We start from the raw sequence: 22737 nt of genomic DNA, 5'->3' as shown, positions 1-22737 counted from the left end.
AACATCTATTACTGAATAGTAGTAATCTTCGATTTCAGGATCCCATTTAGTTCTGATTTTATATTCATCAAATAATTTGATAGCGTATTTTTCATCCATGACTTTACCTCCTTTCAATTGATTACAGATAAATTACTTAGTAATATATTAAATTAGGTAGTAAATATAGTTTTTGTTGGAAATAAAAGCAATTTTAGTAAGTTAAAGCAATTTTACGAAGTGGAAGCAATATTACACATCAAACAAATAGTATTTATTTTTAAATTTTTAGCGGTGTCAAAAGATTAAATATAACTACAAAACAAATTTTGTATCAGAGTTTTAGTACTCAAAATCGATAAGTATCGGAACTTTTTAATAAGTTTTATACGAATTATTCGATTTTTTTAAAATAATTTAATTGTTTTCCATGTTTTCAATTAAATTAATCATAGTGGATAACACCCAGCTGTTTCAAATTTGATTTTCAACCAAAATTGTAGCATTTTATCGGCCAAAACAAATTTTTTATTCTGTGAAAATTCAATTATCCCTTGATTTGATAGGGAATCTATGAATCTAGTAACACTTGATTTGGAATATCCTAATTGCTTATCTAAAGTTGCCCTTGTCGCCCCATCATGTTCCAATAGATAAATGATAAAGTCTTTTTCCCCTTGGGATAATCTTCCCCAGATATAAATCCACATTATAGCTACCTGGTCTATATTTAATAGAAGTGTTTCTTTTATAATATCTTCATCACAAACTGTATTATTTGGTAAAATTGATGATAAGCTATTGATATATAATGGTATTCCTCGTGTACAATTATAAAATCTCTCAAATCCTTCATTTGAGAATTTTAAATTATTTGATTTTTCATCAATATATCTTTTTGTTTCATCAAAGGTAAATGGTTCTATGTTTATTTGTATCAGTCTTCCACCGAATGCCCCTTCCTGACCATTTATCGTGTTTATTATATCTGCGGTTTTTGAAACTGAACCTGTGAAAACATATCCAACATTGAATTGTTTTTGTGTGAAACTTCTCATTAACCAAAAGAATGCCTCAGGGTCTTCAACATTTTTAAGCAATTGGAATTCGTCAATTACAATTATGAATCCAGTTATATCATTTGAAGAGTCAACAATCTTTTGAGGCAATTCCATTACGAATTTTGACAATTTATCATAATTATCTGAAATTACTGGAATTGGAATATCAAATACATTTACATTGTCTGAAAAGTCATAATTTTTCAGCTCTAACTTTTTAATAGTTGATGTAATTTTTCCTATCCATTTTTTGTAGGATTTTTTATTTTGTGAAATTGTTTCATCAATTGCATTTAGGAGTGCTTTTAAAACTTTTTCTTCAGTTAGATTTCCTTTTTGTCTTCCCATAATTTCTGATAGGTCAATGAATGCGGTTAAAATATCATTGCTTTGATCATTTAATACTTTTCTAAGCAAAAATGTTTTACCGACTCCACGATATCCAGTTATTAAGAGTTGTGGGGGTATATCAAATTTTACTGTGGATAATTGTGTGTTAATCATGTTAATATCTTTTATCCTATTAAAAAAGTATTTGTCAATATCTTTTGGCATTGAAATGGGCATTATTTTCATGTTAAACTTCCCTCTTATTTTATTATTATTTTATTTTATCTAATTAATATGTTTTTTGTTATTGGACATATTCCATTAAATCGAACAAATATTATTTTATAGAACAAATATGATTGTTTTATTAAATTGGACAAGTTCTATTAAATCGAATATATTCAATAGAATAATTAGATTAAATGAAAATTATTTAATGGAACATGACTAATTAAATAATTAATTAAATATTTTTAGACATTCAAAATCATCCTTCAAATCTTTCTAATAATAATTTCCAATCTTCCTTATTACATTCTGCAAGAAAGTCATGTAATTCTACAACGGATTCTATACGGTTCACTTCATCAACAAAACACTCCCATGCAGTAATTGTGTCAAATTTTTTATATTCTTCAAAAAAATTTTTTTTCAAAGTGGTAATGAGGAGCCCTTGTGAGGCATCTGTTATTAATACTCCTAATTGATAAATCATGTCTTCAATGTCTTCTACTGTAAATTGTTTTTCAGTCACTCAATCACCTCAAATTCTTTAATATAATAACTATGCACTTTTTTTCTCTCTATTATTCTATTCTTCTACTTTTTTGTAAGCAGTTCTCTTATTAACATTTCCAGTTCTTAATCTTGGTTCAACACCATTATGCAATTCATAACTATCAATTATCATCACTCACTTTATTATATGCTTTTATAAGTAGGATACAATATAATATAAGAACAAGATTCAGTACAAAACTTGAACCTAAAAACAGACCATATAAGAAATCAGTCATTTTTTTCACCTGGTTAGTCTATGAATTTGTTGTTTTCCAATTGTTGATAATGCCCTTGCAATCTATGATAAATCTTTTATTAGTCATTAAAATCCTCCATTACTTTTACCAGCTCTATGATTGATATCACCAAAAATACCAGTTGGCAATCCTATTTTACTACCTATTTCACAGATAAGATCATGCTCTTTACTGTCTCTCTCATATTTTTGAGCATATTCTTGAAAAACACTTAATCTGTGTAAATGGCATCTTTTATTTGATTCATATTCGTTTTTTCCCATTTCAAAGTACTTTTCTTTTTCTTCAACTATTTTATTGACAAGCTCTAGAAATTCTCTATCTACTAATCCATAATATTTGATGTCTGTTTCAGTATCTAATATTTCTTGAGTAGAAAGAATTTCATGAAACCTTCCTTCAACTGGAGGAATGTCAAGTATTCCAATAATGTCATCAAGAGGGACTGTTTTTCGTTTATCATTCATTCAATAGCTCCTTTTCCAGTATAGGTATCAAATCACCTAAATCTTTTTATGAATATGATTTTAACCTTTAAAAACCTCTAAATCTTCTTCATATGCTTCATAACTCGGAATAAATGAAAACCAAGATAAAGCAACTCCAATATCTTTCTGCATCTGATTTATAGCCATCTATTATCCTCCATATGTCATCACAATAATCTTTTATTTTTTGTAGCAATTTTTTTGTGCTTTCCAATTTGAATTTCAAACAATCATTTTCTATTTTTAACTTAGATATGATAGAATCTATGGTTTTAACTGATTTCAGCAATTTATTTTCTTCATACAATTTATTTATGAGATCACATAATTCTTCCCAAGTCAATTGTTTGCCATTGTCCTATATGCCATATGTTTCAATGATGAATCTTTCATTGGCTATTTTCATTCCTCAATAGCTTTATTTTACTTAATTAAACTGTAATTAATATTATCATATTAAATTAGAAATGATATATAGTTTTTGTTTAAAATTAAAGCAATTTTACGGAGTGAAAGAAATATTACAATATCAGACAATGATTTTAATGTTTTCAACGGTTTCAAAAGATTTAATAATAACTACAAAACAAATTTTTCATTAGAGTTTCAGTGCTGAAAAAGAGTAAGTATCGGAACTTTTTTATAAGTTTTATACGAATTATTCGTGTTCTTATTGGTTTATCATAATCATAACATTTCACTCTAATATAATCTTATTCCACCAATTCATCAATTAAGAAGCTAATGCACTATTTTCTCAATCCCTTTTTATAATTTTAAAATTATTCATTAAATTTTGAATATTATGATTTTTTCGTTCCTTAGGATTTTTAAATCTTTCAATAAATAATAAATATTGATAAAAAAATAATTTATTGTATAAGATTATTTGGAGAGGTTTTATGGGTATTAATTTGTCATTAGCGAAGGGCATTGAAGAAAAAGATATGTTGGTTTGTGAAAATGAGGTTGAAGATTATTTCAAAAACCAAATTTTGAAAATAGATGATGAAACATTCATCACTCCTGATTTAAATGGAGATGAATTGCAAGGTTCAGTTCATAGGATAGGTTCATTCATTGATTCTAATCATGTAAATAAATTCTGCAATGAGTTAAATATTGAACCAGAAAATTTATTTTTGGCCATTTCAAGTTTTGTACTGTCCAAATTTGTTTATAATAAGAATTTACTTTTTGCAAATAGTGGAATTATTGATAATCAATCATTTGAAGAATATCCATTAATATTAAATCTGGACACGGATTTAAACGTCATATCTTTTTTATCACAGATTAATGGGGTATGGCTAAATTCGATTGTGTATCATGAGTCATTGTTGCAAATTGTTGATGACTTTGGCTTCAATCCTAAATTTTTGTATCAGTTCAACTGCGATAATCTCTCCAAAGAGGATAAATATGCCCTAATATTAAATGTTGCAGAAAATGAAAATGATTTTGAATTAATCTGCAAGTTTAATGATGCTTTATATTCACCAGAATTAATCAATACCTTTTTAAATGGTATTTTAATAGTTTTAAATAAAATAATCAAATTCTCCGATGATGAATTGGAGAATACTTTTCTAAAAGATGTTTCCATACTTAATCGTGATGTTCCTGATGTTGATGATTGGGAATTTGTTGAAATTGACGAGTTGCTGATTCATAAGATTTTTGAAAAACAGGTGGAATTGAATGGAGATAATGTTATTTTAACTGCCTCTGATGGTAATTTTACTTACAATGAATTAAATGAACGGGCCAATCGTATTGCGAATGCCCTAATTAGAAAAGGTGTCGGAATTGAAGATAAAATCATGATAATTCTAAAACGTGACAGCAGTGTCTTTTCCTCAATTTTTGGTATTTTAAAAACAGGCGCATGCTTTATTCCAATTGATTCCGACTATCCGGATGACCGCATAGAGCATGTTTTAACAGACAGTGGCTCAAAATTCATAATTGTTGACGATATTGTGGATATTAAAAATATTGACTTATCCGCCCATTCAGATAAGCTGTTACATATTGATGAATTGCTCGAAGAGGAAGATGTTTCCAATCCGGATGTCGACGTTTCTCCTGAGAATCTGGTCTATCTGATTTATACTTCAGGCTCCACAGGACTTCCAAAGGGGGTTATGATTGAACACAGGAATCTTGCAAATTATGTATATCCCGACCCAAAAAACATTTATACTTATGAACTGGTCCATAATCTGGAAAAAGAGAAGTATAAAGTTTTATCCACAACTACCGTTGCCTTTGACGTTTTTCAGCAGGAAATAATGGGATCACTTTTAAATGGCATTCCAGTAGTATTTGCTGACGACAGCGAATACAAAGACCCTATTGAAATGAAGAATTTAATTCAAAGGACTGGAGCAAATGTTTATGTGGTCACACCTTCACGTTTACTTCAATATCTCGAAATTGAATCCATGCAGGAGACTATGTATGGTTTTAAAGCATATCTGATTGGTGGTGAATCATTCCCTCCTAGATTATATGATCTGCTTTCTAAAAATTCCAATGGAAAAATATATAATCTGTATGGTCCGACCGAAGCCACTGTTTATTGTAATTCCAGTTTGCTTAAAAGCAATAAAATCACCATTGGAAAAACAATGCTTAATGTTTATGAAGAGGTCATGGATGAGGATTCCAATCCTCTGCCTCCAAATGTAATTGGGGAATTGTATATTGCCGGAAAAGGTGTTTGCAGGGAATACTATAACCGTCCAGACAAGAATGCTGACGCTTTTGTAGAAAAAAATGGAATCAGGTTCTACAAGTCTGGAGACTTTGCAAAGGTAACGGAAGATGGGGAATACTATGTATTTGGAAGAATGGATAACCAAATCAAGCTCCGTGGATTAAGAATAGAAATAGGTGAAGTTGAATCTGTTATAAAGGAATTTGAAGGCATCAAATCTCTTGCAGTTGTTCTTAAGAATATTGACGGTAATGATCATTTATGCGCATACTTTACTGTTTATGATGAGTTTAAAAATGACGAACAGGATTATTCCATTGATATTAATGCATTGAAAGAATATCTGAACGAAAAATTAACTTATTATATGGTTCCTACAGTTTATATGGAGCTGGATGAGATTCCACAAACTGCAAATGGTAAAACTGATGTTAAGAATTTGCCTGAACCTAAATTGGTGTTTGAAAATGTTTTGCCGGTCAATGATACCGAAGAGAAATTGTTAGAAATGGTATCGGAATATGTTAATGCTGATGGTTTTGGTGTTACTGATGATTTATATTCTCTTGGATTTACCTCATTGTCATTGATGAAGTTCAATGTAGATATTTTTGAATCATTCAATATTAATCTGGATATTCTTGAATTGCTGGATAATCCTACAATACGTAATATTGCCGGTGAAATTGATAATGCCGAATCCGATGATAATTTAAATGAATTGATTGAATCTTCTAGCGATATTACATTTTATCCATTGATGGTTAATCAATTGGGTGTCTACTATGAATGCGCTCAGAATCCTGATGAAGCGCAATACAATCTTCCGGCAATCGTAAGGTTTGATAAGTCAATTGATGCATTGAAATTAAGAGAATCCATTATCAAAACTATTGATGCCTATCCTTATCTCAAAACTAGAATTGTCAATCATGAAGGCCAACTGATGCACAAACGTGATGATTCAATGCCTATTGATGAAATTCCTATTGTGGAAGTGAAAGATATTTCTGATGAGGAAATAGAAAAAGAAAATGTCAAGAGGTTTGAATTATTAAATAATCAGCTATTTAGAGCCAAAATCTATAAGACGGCTGATGAAACAGTACTATTCTTTGATATCCATCATATAATATCTGATGGTGAATCATTGGATGCATTATTCAACAACTTCGCCAATGCATACAATGGTGAGGAAATAGAAGCGGAAGTCTATGATGGATATGTCTGTTCTCTGATTGAAAAAGAAGGCAAGGACAGTGAAGAATATGTTGTCAGTGAGAAATATTTCCATGAGCAACTGTCAAAAGAAGTGGAATCAACTGTTCTGACTCCGGACTTGAACGATGATGAGGATATTGGCAGATTGGAGTCCATTTCTGAAAATATAGATTCACAATTTATAAAAGAGTTCTGCGCCGAAAAAAGAATTTCGCCAAACATATTGTTCATGGCAAGCACAATATTGGCATTAAATAAATACACATTCAGTGACAAAACGTTATTGACAACCATATTCAACGGCAGATTGAATTCTAATTATTATAATACTCAGGCATTTCTAGTTAAAACATTCCCGATAGTTTCCATCAATGAAGACAGGAACATTTCAGTCAGGCAATTATTCACACAAATTGATGACATCTGGAAGGATGGAATCAAGCACAGCAATTATCCTTATATCAATATTGCTGATGAGTTTGATTTGAAGCCTGAATTCATGTATACATACAACAATCTCGAAAAGGAAAAAGTCAAATTCGGCAATGATGTGTACAGTATAAAAAATTTGAATTCTCTTGAAACCGATTATAAACTAACTTTTGATGTTAATGAAACTGAAGACAGTATGGAACTGGTTGTTTTATACAATAATGCTTTGTACAGTGAAAAATATATTAAAACATTCCTGAATAGTGTTTTATCCATTTTAAACCAATTTGTCGATAGTGATATCGAACAATTGAAGATTAATGAAATAGAATTGAACAAATTTGATGAATTGCCTGATTTCACTCCAGTTGAAAATCCGGTTTTACATAAACGCTTTGAAAAACAGGCGGTCGAAAAGGCAAATGACGTGGCATTGGTTGCAAGTGACACTACCTTAACTTACGCTGAGTTAAATGAGAAAAGTAATAAGATTGCCAATGCGTTAATCAAAAAGGGTGTTAAGCCAAAAAGCAATATTCTTATAATGCTTGGAAGGGATAGTCGCCTTATTGCTTCTATCTTAGGTGTTTTAAAAGCGGGATGTGCTTTTGTTCCTATTGACCCTGAATACCCTCAAGAAAGGATTAAATATATTTATGAAAACAGTCAGGCGGATTATATTATATGCAATGAAACTTCCCAGCTTTCATTGGATGTTGATGAACTTCTTGAAGAAGGGGATTGTGATAATCCGAATATTCGCGTTATTGGTGATGATTTGGCATATATGATTTACACTTCAGGATCAACAGGCAATCCTAAGGGAGTAATGATTAGCCATGAAAACATTTGCAATCAGGTTTCAAATCCTAAATCCACTTATGATAGCTTGCTTTGTATTACAACAATTTCTTTTGACGTGTCTACGGATGATATTCTTACTTCACTATCCAATGGTTTGAAATTGATATTTGCAGATGATGTTGAAATTAAGAATATTCCTGAATTGACTCAATTAATCAATGAAAACAAACCTGAAGTTGCTGACTTTACTCCATCAAGATTGGCTTCATACCTGGAAGCTAAAGAGTTCTGTGAAGCTATTAAATGCTTGAAATGCGTTTTCTTAGGTGGGGAGAAATTTTCAACTAAAGTCTACGAGGATTTAAGGCAATACAGTGATGCTGTTGTTTACAACAGTTACGGTCCGACCGAAACGACTATCACATCAAACAACAAGGATGTCACAGATGTCAATGACATAACTGTAGGCCTTCCGCATGACAATTATATAACTGATGTTCGTGATATCGACGGCAAGCTATTGCCTTTGGGTGTAATGGGTGAATTGTACATTGGAGGTATTGGTGTTGGAAAAGGATACTACAACATGCCTGAAAAAACCGAAGAAGTATTTTTAACCATAAACGGCATTCCTTATTATAGAAGCGGAGATTATGCTATCAAACTTCCAAATGGTGAAATTGACATTAAGGGAAGGATAGATAATCAAATTAAATTAAGAGGATTAAGAATCGAAATAGGTGAAATCGAAACTAGCATAAGCAAATATCCAAATATCAAACAAGTTGTGGTAGTGATTAAAGAGATTAATAACAATGACCATTTATGTGCTTATTATACTGCTGATGAGACAATTGATAATGATGATTTGAAGGAATTTTTAAAGGATCGCCTTACTCGCTATATGATTCCAACTGTGTTTATGCAATTGGATGAGATGCCGCAGACACCGAACGGCAAAGTTGATGTTAAGAATTTGCCTGAGCCTATGTTAATAACTGAATATGTGTTGCCTAAAAATAATGTTCAAAGAAAGCTGTATGAGATATGCAGTGAAATTTTGAATTTCAAAGATTTTGGTGTTACTGATAATCTGTTTAGTTTAGGCTTTTCATCATTGTCCCTAATGAAACTTTCACATGAGATATATTCCAGTTTTAACACTTCACTATCTTTTAAAACATTGATGGATGCAGAAAATATTTGTGATTTGGAAAATCTTCTCATCAATACCAGTGAAGTTGTAAAGGTCAATTATGAAAAACAGGATTATTATCCGTTAAGCCATAATCAGTTAAACGTATACATAGAATCAGTCAAAAATCCGGATAAGTTAATTTATAACATGCCTTTCGTTATAGAATTGGGTAAAAATATCGATCCTGAAAGATTAAAGGAATCCTTGATAAAAGTATTTGATTATCACAGCTATCTAAAAAGCATCATCACACAAAAAGATGGAAAAGTATGCATTAAACGTCAGGATGATGCAAAAGTCAATGTGGAAATATTAAATAAGGAATGCAGTGTTAAAGTTCGAGAAAATTTTGCAAAACCATTTGATTTATTTGATTCTCCACTTTACAGGGCGAAAATATTTTATTATAACAATCAAACTACATTACTTTTGGATATTCATCATATTATTTTTGATGGATTGTCATTGAATGTATTAATTGAAAACCTGATTAATGCATATCATGATAAGGATCTGTTAACGGAGGGCTATACCGGATTTGAATATATTCTTGAAGATTATGGACAGGAGGGGTCAGATTCCTACATTAAATCCGAAGAATTCTTCAATTCCAAAATTTCTGAGATTGACATTAGTACTGATATCACACCGAATATCACTAAACCTATTGAAACTGCAAGATTGGGTGAATGTTATAATTCAATAAGCAAGGATTCGATTGATGAATTCTGTAAGGAATATGATATCACTCCAAATAATTTATTTTTATCTGCAACTCTTTTGACATTGAGTAAATATACATATACAAAAGACATGCTAATTGCAACTATTTCCAGTGGTAGATTGAATCCAAATTATGAAAATACTATTGCAATGGTTGTAAAAACACTACCATTCATTCATAAAATCGATACAAGTCAAAGTGTTGGTGAATATTTCGATTCGGTTCAAAATACATTAACTGAAACAATCAATCATGAAAACTATCCATATACTAAATTATTTGAAAAGTATAATATCAATCCGAATATCTACTACGCCTATCAGGTGGGTGTGGATATTGAATACCAGATGGTTAATGATGGCGGCAAAGTCAATTCCTTAAAGGTTGAAGACCTTTCACTTGATTTGCCAAAATTCAATTTAAGCGTTTACATTGAAGAGGACATGGACAATTATCTGGTATTTTTAAGGTATAATGATGCACTTTATTCCCAGGAGTTCATTGAGGATTTAACTGATAATATTGGATTGATGATTAATAAGCTGCAGGAAAATTTCACTAAACCTGTTGATGAGATTTCATTATTGTCAGGTGAAAAGGAAGTGGAATTAAGAGAAATTCACAATGATTTTGAAGCGATTGAGATTGATGCAAATCTTAAGGAATTGTTCGAAGATTCAGTTTCAAATCTCTCTGAAGAGATTGCTCTTATTGACCATGGCCAAACATTGTCTTACAATAAATTGAATAGCCTATCAAATAGGATTGCACATAGCCTGATTGATTTGGGTGTGTCTTCTGGCGATCACGTTATCCTAAAACTTGAAAGGTCTGCCAAATTAATATCCGCCATTTATGGGGTGATGAAAACAGGTGCTTCCTTTACAATAGTGTCAACTGAACAGCCTGAAGAGCAGACAGATTTTATTAGGCAAGACACCGGGGCCAAATTGGTCATCCAATCAAACATTGATGAATTATTGGATAATGAAAATGACGGCAATTTGGACGTTGACATAAAATCTGATGATTTGGCCTGCATAGTCTATACATCCGGGTCTACTGGAAAACCAAAAGGGGTAAAAATTACCCATAAAGGTTTAATAAATTATATTGATTCCAGAAAGGACAATATTGCAATTCATGCCATACAAAATGACGTTTCCAATATGCTGTCTTTAACCACAACCACGTTCATTGCATTTTTAAGAGAAGTTTTAGCGACAATAATCAACGGAACAAAAGTGACTCTGGCTAGTGATGAGGAAAGCAAAAACCTCTCTAAACTAATTCGTTTGATTAAGGAGTCAAAAGTCGACGGTTTATCCTTAACTCCTTCAAGAATTCAGGAATATATGAAAGTCACTGAGTTTAAAGACCTGCTTAGACAATTTAAGATTATTATTATTGGTGGAGAGAAGTTCATCCCATCAGTCTATGGCGATATACGTGCCAACAGCGATGCAAAAATATTTAACTCATACGGATCTTCTGAAAACACAATTGCAACACATCAGAAATTAATTGACAGCGATGAGATAACTGAGGGAGTACCTATTCCAAACAATATTGATTTAATCATTGATATTGACGGTAATCCATTGCCTAACAATATCACAGGTGAAATCTGTACTGCAGGGGTTCAAACCACTCCTGGCTATTTGAATAGGGATGATTTAAACAAATCTGAATTTTTATTTGTAAATGATTTGAAATTCTATAAAACCGGTGATTTGGCTTATAAGAATTCAAATAATGAATTGGTTATTGTAGGAAGGAAAGATAAACAAATCAAGCTTAGAGGTCAAAGAATTGAACCTGGAGAGATTGAATCAGCAATTTCCAAATATCCTGGTATTGAAAATGTTGTAGTGGCTGTAAAGCAGATAAACAATCAGGACATCCTATGTGCATATTTCACTGCGGCTGAAGATATCGATGCCGGTGATTTAAAAGATTATCTTTCTTTAAAATTGATAAGATATATGATTCCTACTTCATTTATGCAATTGGATGAGATGCCTAAAACACCAAACGGAAAAATCGATGCTAAGAGTTTGCCTGTTCCAAAATTAAGTTCAAAGCATGTCAATGCTAATAGTGGACTTGAAAAAAGCATTTTTGAAATTTGCAGCGAAATTATGGGTTTTGATGATTTCGGAGTTACAGATGACCTTTATGAGCTAGGCTTTACTTCATTAACAATAATGAGGCTAAGCACAGAAATCTATAATAGACTTGATAAGGAAATCAACGTTACCATCATTCTTCAGCAACCGACAATTCGCAATATTGCCAAAAACATTGAAATCAGTGATGGGTTTGCTGAAAGCGAAACTGATGAAAGTGAACATAAATATTATAGGTTAACTCCTAACCAGTTGGGTGTTTACTTCGATTGCGTAAAGGATTATGAGAAATTGAATTATAATCTTCCTAAATATATTGAATTGGGAAGTGATATTGATGAAAACAGGCTCAAATCAGCTATTATAAAAGTAATCAATTCTCATCCGTACTTAAAAACAAGAATCGTAATGCAGGATGGTGTTGCATATCAGGAAAGTAGGGATAATCTGGTTGTAGATGATTTAATTGAAATAGTTGAAGTGGACATCATTGATGAAAACTTCAAAAGAGAATTTATCAAGCCATTTGACTTAAGCGAAGGACCGTTATTCCGGTTTAGAATTATTAGAACTCAAGGCAATACCTCAATTCTTTGTGATTTCCACCATATAATTCTGGATGGAACTTCATTGAATATACTATTTGATGAAATTGCAAAAAGTTATGACGGCATTGAATATGAATCAGAAGAAATCAACGGTTTTGAATATTCATTAAATGAAGTTAAAACTCAAGAATCCTCTTTATATAAGGAATCAGAAATGTTTTTCTTTAATAAAATTAAAGAATTCGATGAGGCCACACTAATGACTCCGGATTTAAGCGGTGATGAACATGAAAGTACTGGTTTGGAGAAAACTATTTTCCTTGAAAAAGATAAAATAGATGATTTCTGCAGCGAATTGTCAATCAGTCAAAACAATTTCTTCCTGGCAGTATCCTCTTTTGTTTTATCAAAATTTGCCTATACTAAAGACTTATTGATTGCAACAATTACCAACGGCAGGTTCAATCCAAATCAACAAAAGACATTGGCCATGATGGTTAAAACATTGCCTATAGCTTTGAATGTAAATTCTGATTTGACTATAAATGAATTCTTTGAGTATGCCAATAAGGAATGGTTTGATGTATTGGCCCATTCTTCATATCCTTTAACAGAAATTTCCAATAAATACGGATTTGTGCCGGAGTTCCTTTATGCATTCCATGGAAACATTGTTGAAGACATAAAGATTAATGGGGATTATGTAAAAAGGGAAGCATTGGATGAAGATGACCTTAAATTTAAATTGAATCTTAACATTTCAGAGGTTGAAGATAAATACGATGTCTCAATGAGCTTCAATGACCAGTTATATTCTGAAGAATTGATTCAAACATTTTTAGATAGTTTTAAAGTTGTTGTAAATAAATTTATAAGCCTTGATAAAGATAAGCAATTAAAAGATATTTCCATTGTTGAAGCTAATGAACTGTCCGTTGACGATTTGAATCTCGTAGAATTGGATGAATATAGGTTAAATAAAATATTTGAAAAGCAAGTGGAATTGCATCCTCATGATTTGGCAATATCTGCTGAAGATGGAGATTTTACCTATGAAGAGTTGAACAACAGGGCAAATAAGATAGCTAATGCACTTATCAAACGGGGAGTTGTTGCTGAAGACAAGGTGATGTTCATATTGAAACGTGACAGCAACGTATTTGCTTCCATATTCGGTATCCTAAAATCAGGAGCAGCATTCATTCCGGTCGATTCCGATTATCCTAAGGATAGAATCGAGCACGTTTTAACTGACAGTGATTCCAAATTCATCATTGTTGACGATATTGTAGAGATTAAAAATATTGATTTAAGTGATTATTCAAACCATATTATACAAATTTCAGAGCTGCTTGAAGAGACAGATACCTCAAACCCGGATCCGGAATTAAAAGGGGAAAACCTTGCATATATTATTTACACTTCAGGTTCAACAGGTCTTCCAAAAGGAGTGATGATAGAACACAGGAACCTTGCAAACTTTGTCTATCCTGATTCCAGAAGCGTTTATAATTATGAAGTGGCAATAAACGGTAAAAAAGAAGGATATAAGGCCTTATCCATTTCTACAGTTGCATTCGATATGCTTCATCAGGAAACAATGACTGCACTGATGAATGGAATTCCGATTGCATTTGCCAATGATGCTGAATATAAGGATCCTTTGGCCTTATGTGAGTTCATTAAAAGAACAGGTGCAAATGTTTATAGTGGAACTCCATCACGTCTACTGCAGTATTTCGAATTGGATGATTTGGGTGAAGAATTTTCTAAATTTAAGGTTTTATCCATTGGTGGTGAAGGATTCCCTCCACAATTGCTTGATATTCTCAATGGCCTTGATGCAAAGGTCTATAACATGTATGGGCCTACTGAAACAACGGTTGTGTGTAACGCACATCTGATTGATGATGGAAAACTGAATATAGGAAAACCTTATTTCAATGTTTATGAAAGCATTATGGATTTGGATGGCAATCCTCTGCCTCCAAACGTTATGGGAGAATTGTATATTGCAGGTGGCGGAGTTTCAAGAGCTTATCTAAATAGGCCGGAAAATAATGAGAAGGCATTCTGTGAGATTAATGGAATAAGGTTCTATAAATCAGGAGATTTTGCCAAATCAGATGATGAAGGAAACATATATATTCACGGACGTTTGGACAATCAGATAAAACTAAGAGGCCTTAGAATTGAAATTGGAGAAATTGAATCACTTATTTCCAATTTCGAACCTATTCATTCCGTTGCGGTAGTCGTTAGAAAAATTAAGGGCAATGACCATTTATGTGCTTATTTCACTGTTGATGATGAATATAAAGTTGAAAATCGCACATCCAATGAATTTTCATTTGACATTGAGGAATTAAAGGAAAATCTTTCTGAAAAATTGACATATTATATGGTTCCTACCGTTTATATGGAATTGGATGAAATGCCTCAAACATTGAATGGTAAAACAGACTTGAAAAGTTTGCCTGAACCTGAACTGATTTCAGAATATGTGGCTCCCGAAAATGAAGTTGAAGCATTCTTTGCAAACACATTTGCCGAAATTTTAGGACTTGACACAGTAAGCGTTGAAGATAATTTCTTTGAAATTGGAGGAACTTCTCTACTGGTCACTAAAATTACATTGGCTGCTTTAAATAGGGATTATGAATTAAATTATGGAGATGTATTTAAAAATCCAACCCCAAGAAAGATTTCTGAATTCATTTCTCAAAGGGACTCTTCACAATCCGAAGATGAAAGCAAGTATGATTATTCTAAAATCAACAGATTGTTGAGTAAAAATAATTTGGAATCAATGATAAGCGGAAAATTGGAGGATAGTTTGGGTAATATTCTATTGACTGGAGCTACCGGATTTTTAGGAATTCATGTTTTAAATGAACTGTTAAAAACAGAATCAGGCATGATTTACTGTTTTGTAAGGTCCAAAGGTAGTTTATCAGCTATGAACAGGCTCAAATCTTTATTGTTCTATTACTTTGAAGACAATATTGACGATTCTATCATTGATGAGAGATTGCAGGTGATTGAAGGTGATATCACCGACTTCAAGTATTTTGAAAATATTCTGAATTTAAATATTGACACAGTTATCAACTGTGCAGCTAATGTAAAGCACTTCTCATCTGGAACTGACATAGAAGATATCAATCTGGGAGGAGTAATCAACGGATTGAGATTTGCCAAAATGAAAGATGCAAAATATGTTCAGGTTTCAACATGCAGCGTTGCAGGAGAAAGTATTGATAATTTCCCACCATTGGACGTTGATTATAATGAAAGGAATTTGTACATAGGTCAGGGAGTGGACAATCAGTATATCGGCAGCAAGTTTTTAGCTGAAAGGGCAGTTCTTGAGGCGGCTGTAGAAGATGACCTTGACGTTAAAATAATGAGGGTTGGCAACTTGATGGCTAGAAGTTCGGACAGCGAATTCCAGATTAACTTTGAATCAAACGGATTCATCAATCGTTTAAAGGCTTTCGTAACTATGGGAAAAGTGCCTTATGAAATGTTGTCCGACAGCATAGAATTCAGTCAGATTGATATTACTGCCAAATCAATTGTTGCACTGGCCAAGACACCAAGAAACTGTGTTGTTTTCCATCCGTATAATTCTCATGAGATTACTTTTGCGGATGTAGTTGATATCATAAAGCCTTTGGGATTGAATATTGAACCTTGTGAAGATGAAGAATATGAACAGGTCTTGAAAGATGCATTGGCGGACAAATCCAAACAGGATGGAGTTTCTGGTTTAATTACTTCAATTGGATCAGGTAAAGTTAAAAAAGAATGGATTCCAGTTGAAAACCATTATACCACTCAGGTGCTGTATCGTCTGGGCATTAATTGGCCAATGATTTCTAGGGAGTACATTTATAATTTTGTTAAATATTTGGATGATATGAATTTCTTTTTAGGTGAGTAACAATGTATGAACGCAATTATAAATTATTAAGTGGTAAATTCAAGGAATTCTTCATTCCTACCTTATTAACTTCAATGACGGGCAATATTTGTTTGCTTGTTGATTCAATCATTGTAAGTAATTTGATTGGTGCTGTTGCATTATCCGCTATCCAACCGGTAGAGCCGTTAAGTACGTTCGTTAATTTAATTTATTGGATGATTGGATTGGGGGGCAGTGTAATGTGCTCAGTTGCAAAGGCAGAATTTGATAATGAAAAAAGCAATAGGATATTTTCCGTTTCGATAATGTCCTTAGTGTTGATTGGAGTATTGTTCTCGCTTTTGGGAACGCTCTTTTCAGGTCCGATTATAGGAATTTTATGTCCTTCTGCTCAAATACAACCGATTGTTTTCCAATATTATAGTATTTATATACTTGAAATTCCATTCTTATGCTTTATAATGTGCTTATCATACTTTGTTCGTGCAGATGGGATTGCAGATTTGCCTTTGAGGTCATTGATTGTAGCTAATGTGGCCAATATCATATTCGATATTATATTTATCGGTGTGTTTGGCTGGGGACTTTCCGGTGCGGCCGGTGCAACAATTGTAGGTTATATTTTAGGCTCTATCTACATGTTAACTTACTTCTTCAATCCAAAAAGGACATTAAATTTCGTTTTCGTTAAAGTCAAGACATTTTTGAGCACTACTGCTGAAATCTGTAAATCCGGATTTTCCGGTGCATCAACACAATTATATTTCACAATAAAGATTTTTATAATCAACACTCTGATTACCTTATACATCGGCCAGTATGGTTTGGTTGCATTCAATATCTGCTGCAATAGCCTGTTTATTCTTTACATATTCCTGATTGGTACTGCACAGACAATGTCTCCAATCGTATCTGTCTATTATCAGGAGGAGGACTATAAAAGTGTTGAATATATTACGAAAAAATCCTTAAAGATTGTTTTGGCTTCAAGTTTAATACTGTCTGTGTTCTTCATTATCTGTCCTCAATCTTTATTGATGTTATATCAGGTCAACAATCCTTCAGATATTCCTATTGTATTGAATGCAATCAGGATTTTCTCATTGAGTTATGTGGGAATTGCAATCACGTTCCTGTATACCTTTTACGCTCAGGCCATTCAAAAAGATAAATTGTCAAATACCATATCCATACTTGAAGGCTGTGTCTTTCCGGTGATATTCGCATTTTTATTGTCATTTTTAATGGGCGCAAATGGAATTTGGATTTCATTCACTATTGCCGAAATCCTTACAATATTATACATTTTCATATATTCAAGATATCTCAACAAAAAGACTGATGGCGAATACTCAGGATTTTTCATAAACAAACACAATGATGATAAAAAGGTATTTGCATATACAATCGAAGGCGATATCAAACAGGCTGTAGAGTTATCTAGGCAAGTTAAGGATTATTTGGCTGAAAACAAATCCGCAGTATTGGTCAGTATGGCTATTGAGGAAATGCTTGTCAATATCATCAATATCAATGAATCTGTTGATGCAATTGATGTCATCGTTAAAAATAATGATGAAAATATTTTAATTTCCATTAAGGATACAGGCATTGATTTTAATCCGATAGTTGAAAATGATAATCTTGAATTTGACAATATCAGTGTGTTGAATAAGATTGCTGATAAAATTGATTATTCGAGGGTATTGGGGTTAAACAGCACTGTAATTATAATCAACAGCCGAGACTAAATTTGTTTTAGGCGAAATAATGTCTGAGTTTGAGGGTGTAGAGGACACATTATTCATTCCACTAACGGCAAGAATAAGTGTCTTAAAAAAAATTTTCCTGAGTATTTTTTTTGATCAAAAGCATTGGAAATGGAGGATTTGATTAAAGATAAGAAAATTGATGAAAACTCAACGCAATACCCGATTATTGCAAATGTTGCCCGAAGTTATAATCTGGACAGAATGACAAAGGAATTCATAAACTGCATGACAAATGCAATATTGTCAATTTGGGCGTGGGGCTTGAAACATCATATTATAGAATTGATGGAAAAAATGCACTATTTTTTGAAGTTGACCTACATGAAGTGATTGAACTTAGAGAAAAATATTTCGAGCCTGGATTAATTGAAAAGTTCATTAAAGGAGATTTATTCAAACTTGATTGGTACAATGAATTAGACACCACTCTTTCAACATTATTGATAGTTGCAGGTGTCTTCCAATACTTCCATGAAAAGGATGTGGCCGAATTCATTGAAAATGTTAAGGACATATTTGAAAATGCTGAGATGATATTTGAGGCTGCAAACAGATTTGGAAACATATACTGCAGTTTCTATGTCAAAAGAACAGGCAACAAATCTGCCAGGATGTATTTTTATATTGAGGATGAATTTGCACAAAAGGTCAATTGTCAACTGATTGAATGCAGGGGATTCTATAAGGATACATTAAGAATGCTGGATAAAAAGTGGGGTTATATTCAAGAGCTGCCATGAGAATTGCCGATAATAGAAAAAATACAATGATTTTGCATTTAAAGATTTGAACCACCTCTACATTGAGGCAGTTCAACTTCCTTAAACTCTTTTTTTTAATTTAAGAATTTTGTGACAATTGCTTTTTTGTGAGATCTCTAATTATTTTTTGGATAAAATTATCTAAAATTTCAGTTATTCTGTTAAAAATGATTTAAAATCAGATTAAAGATATATTCGTATGTAATAGAACAAAATCTCTTCTTTGGGATTAAATCGATATTTTTATATATGTATGGGAATAAACTTTTTTTTAACCTGTTGTTTAAAAAATATTCAATATTCGTTAACATGTAAAAATAATATTCATATTTTTTTTTATTTATGGGTTAAATTTTGATTAATTGGGGGTAATCTATGAAATTCACGGCAATAGGGTTTTTATTGCTTTTTTTGATAGTTTCAATAGGTGCGGTCTCAGCAACAGAAGAAATTAGCAATGAAACAATAAGTACAGATAATACAATAGAAATGGGGGATGCTGCTCTTAATGATAGGTCAGCAGTCTTGCAAAGTACAGAATATAACAAATATGGTGAAAGTGAAACTAACAATACGTTTACAGATTTAGCTAAGGATATTTCTGCATCTGGGGAAGTATTGGAAATAGAAAAAGACTATAAATTCAATAATGCTGATATTAGAAAGCCAATTGGTATTGTTAAAGATAATTTTGTAATAAATGGAAATAACCACATACTTGATGGAAATGGTCAGGTGTCAATGTTCGTCGTTTTAGGAAAAAATATCACAATAAACAATCTTAAGTTTGTTAATGGTTATTCTGATGGGTATGGTGGTGCAATAATTGCTGAAAAAGGGTCATTAACTTTAAATAATGTTACATTCATTAACAATACTGCAAAACTCTTTGGAGGAGCAATGACTATTGTGGAAAATGCCATTGTTAATATTTCTAATTGTAACTTTATTGATGGTTATTCAGATAGGGGCAGTGCACTTTATTTGGAAACCGGTACTTTAAATGTTGAATACAGTAATTTTACATCAAAATATTTCAGTCATTGGGGCTCAATTTCTACTAACGAGATGGATATCACTGTATTATCTATTGATAATTGTATTTTCGATAATGTTTTTTCAAAATATTCTCCGGCAGTATTTGCTCAGGTATGCTATGTGACCATCAATAATACTAAATTTTATAATTTAAAAGCAAATGAATCTGTTGGTGCTGTAGGAATTCGGGCACCTAAACAGGCAATTATTGAAAATTGTTTATTTGCAAATACTACTTCAACTAAAAATGCGGGGGCAGTATTTGTCGATGTCAAAGGAGAGGGTACCGAACCAATTACAGAACCAATTGAAATAACTATTCGAAATTCAACTTTCAATAATATTTCCTCAGGTTTTGGCGGGGCTTTTGTTCAGCTAACCGGTAATTCAACCCTTAAAGATTCAAGCTTCACCAACTGTTTTGCAGTTTATGCCGGAGGGGCAGCATATCTTTCAGATGTAATTGCAGAAATAACCAATTGTAAATTCAATTCAAATAAAGTGGTGTCACAGCCTAATTATCAAACATCCGGAGGCGCACTATATTTTGATTTCGGCCTTTTAAATCTTACGGATTCAGAATTCAATAATAATAGCGCTTCAATGGCCAGCGCAATATTAATTTATGATGCCGAATATCATCTGGACAATATAACCTTTAACAACAACAATAATCCTGTTTATACTTATTTTGATGATGTTGGTTCAACAATAGGTCGAATATATGGGAACGATACAATTTCTAAAGATGATTTGAATAACACATATTATCCAAGTGTGATTCTTGGTGAGGGAATGAAATTAAATTTAACCACAAACAGCATCGACCTTAGTATTCTTCCTACCAGATTTGATTTGAGGGAAATCGGATGGCTTACACCAGTTAGGGATCAAGGAAGTATGGGTTCTTGTTGGGCATTTGGTGGAATAGCAGCATTTGAATCTGCTTTATTGAAAAATACTGGGATATCATATGATATTTCAGAAAATAATATGCAGGATTCCATGCTTATTTTCAGCAGATACGGATCCGGTAATGTCGAAAGTGCGAATGAAATGATTGCGGCAGGTTATCTTTTATCTTGGATTGGAGCATTTCCGCAGGTTTATGACATATATGATGAAGTTGGAAAATTATCTCCTTCAATCCACACAAATCAAACAATACACCTTCAGGATTTTGTTTTAATTGATTGTGGAAACGTATCAATTCCAGGAAATCCTGCTCTTAAAAAAGCTATTCTTAAATATGGTGCATTGGCTGTACTTTTTGGTGCTGATCAAAGTCCAGAAGGTTATAACGATACTACAGGTGCTTTTTATAATTTGAATGGTACTCCAAATCATGCAGTTGCTATTGTTGGATGGGATGATAATTATTCAAAAGAAAACTTCGCCACCACACCTGAAGGTGATGGGGCATGGATTATCAAAAACAGTTGGGGAGCCCAATATGGTGATGGAGGATACATGTATATTTCATATTATGATGGAACATTATGCGCCGATGACAAACTAACAGATCAGGCGGTCGCATATGTGTTTGAAAATACTTTGCCATACAATAAGAATTATCAATATGATTTTACAGGTATTGATGAATTTATGATGTATGATGAAACCAGTGAATTATATGGCACTCCTATAACCAATGTGAATAATTTTGTCAGTGCCGAAGATGATTTGATAGCTGCTGTTGGAACCTACTTTAATCAGAGTGGCATGGATTATACAGTTAAAATTGCAGTGAATGGTGCTGTGGTTTATACTCAAAATGGTGTTTCACCTTATCGGGGATACCACACCATTAAATTGAACAAGTACATTCCAATTAAAAAAGGTGATAAATTTAGTATTTATGTAACATCCTTGGCATTGGGTGTATCTATTCCAGTAAGGATGCACTATGGGGTGGGCGTTTCATTAACTAATATTGATGATGGATCCTGGAAAGATTTGTATCAGGAATATGGAGAGATTGCCTGTATTAAAGCATATACCTTAAAAGATGACACAGCTATCGTCGGCAACAAAAACATTACAGTCGACTATGGTGGTGGCAAATACTTTTCAGTCAAAGTTACAACAGCTGACGGCCATATTGTCGTGGGTGCCAGTGTTAAATTCAAAATTAACGGTCAATCAACTGCAGTCAGGACTGACAAAAATGGAATTGCTAAAATAAAGATAAAAAAGCTTCCAAAAACTTATTCCATGACAACTACATACAATGGCAAAACCTACAAGAACACAATCACTGTAAAACATGTGATTAAGGCAAGCAAAGTCACTGTTAAAAAGACTGCTAAAAAATTCACATTAAAAGCAACACTTAAAATAAATGGCAAATTGGTCAAAGGCAAAATAATAACATTCAAATTCAACGGCAAGACATATAAAGTAAAAACCAATGCAAAAGGCATTGCACAAAAAGCATTGAATAAAAATGTTATTAAAAAGCTTAAAAAGGGTAAAACATACATAGTTAAGGTGAGTTACTTTAAAGACAATATTAAAACAACAGTTAAAGTTCGATAGATGAATTATTCATCTATTTTTTTATTT

General features: G+C 32.4%; 8 protein-coding genes. 5 read left to right on the top strand and 3 right to left on the bottom strand.

Annotated elements, in window-relative coordinates; translation table 11 throughout:
- Positions 1-428 precede the first annotated feature (428 nt).
- The 3 genes from QZN45_RS07220 to QZN45_RS07210 all read right to left on the bottom strand — a co-directional run bounded on the left by QZN45_RS07220 (position 429) and on the right by QZN45_RS07210 (position 2874).
- Positions 429-1616: an ATP-binding protein gene (locus QZN45_RS07220; RefSeq protein ID WP_296812170.1), complete on the bottom strand. Its 1188-nt coding sequence runs from the start codon at positions 1614-1616 to the stop codon at positions 429-431.
- Positions 1617-1857: 241 nt separating this feature from the next.
- Positions 1858-2124 (bottom strand): hypothetical protein, encoded by a 267-nt coding sequence (locus tag QZN45_RS07215; RefSeq protein WP_292882476.1) that lies wholly within the window; start codon positions 2122-2124, stop codon positions 1858-1860.
- Between the two features lie 348 nt (positions 2125-2472).
- A complete protein-coding gene (locus QZN45_RS07210; RefSeq protein ID WP_292883071.1) occupies positions 2473-2874 on the bottom strand; it encodes a hypothetical protein in 402 nt (133 codons plus the stop codon).
- Between the two features lie 923 nt (positions 2875-3797).
- Between QZN45_RS07210 and QZN45_RS07205 the strand changes: the two genes are divergently transcribed.
- The 5 genes from QZN45_RS07205 (at position 3798) to QZN45_RS07185 (ending at position 22710) form a co-directional block, all read left to right on the top strand.
- Positions 3798-16619 carry a non-ribosomal peptide synthetase gene (locus tag QZN45_RS07205; protein WP_296812165.1) on the top strand — a complete coding sequence of 4274 codons (12822 nt, stop codon included), beginning with the start codon at positions 3798-3800 and terminating at the stop codon, positions 16617-16619.
- A 2-nt stretch (positions 16620-16621) separates the two neighbouring features.
- Positions 16622-18352 (top strand): MATE family efflux transporter, encoded by a 1731-nt coding sequence (locus tag QZN45_RS07200; RefSeq protein WP_292882770.1) that lies wholly within the window; start codon positions 16622-16624, stop codon positions 18350-18352.
- 129 nt (positions 18353-18481) lie between these two features.
- On the top strand, positions 18482-18703 hold the full coding sequence (locus tag QZN45_RS07195) for a hypothetical protein (RefSeq protein ID WP_296812159.1): 222 nt from the start codon (positions 18482-18484) through the stop codon (positions 18701-18703).
- Complete coding sequence (locus QZN45_RS07190; protein ID WP_296812156.1) at positions 18628-19113, top strand: hypothetical protein; 486 nt, start codon at positions 18628-18630, stop codon at positions 19111-19113. Before QZN45_RS07195 ends, QZN45_RS07190 begins: the two co-directional genes overlap by 76 nt.
- A gap of 396 nt (positions 19114-19509) precedes the next feature.
- The gene (locus tag QZN45_RS07185) at positions 19510-22710 is read left to right on the top strand and encodes a C1 family peptidase (RefSeq protein WP_296812152.1); all 3201 of its coding nucleotides are present in this window, start codon (positions 19510-19512) and stop codon (positions 22708-22710) included.
- Positions 22711-22737: the final 27 nt, after the last annotated feature.

Source organism: uncultured Methanobrevibacter sp., from assembly GCF_900314695.1.
Classification (GTDB): Archaea; Methanobacteriota; Methanobacteria; order Methanobacteriales; family Methanobacteriaceae; genus Methanocatella.
The sequence above is the reverse complement of the archived record's forward strand: the minus strand, read 5'-3'. Positions and strand labels throughout refer to the sequence as shown.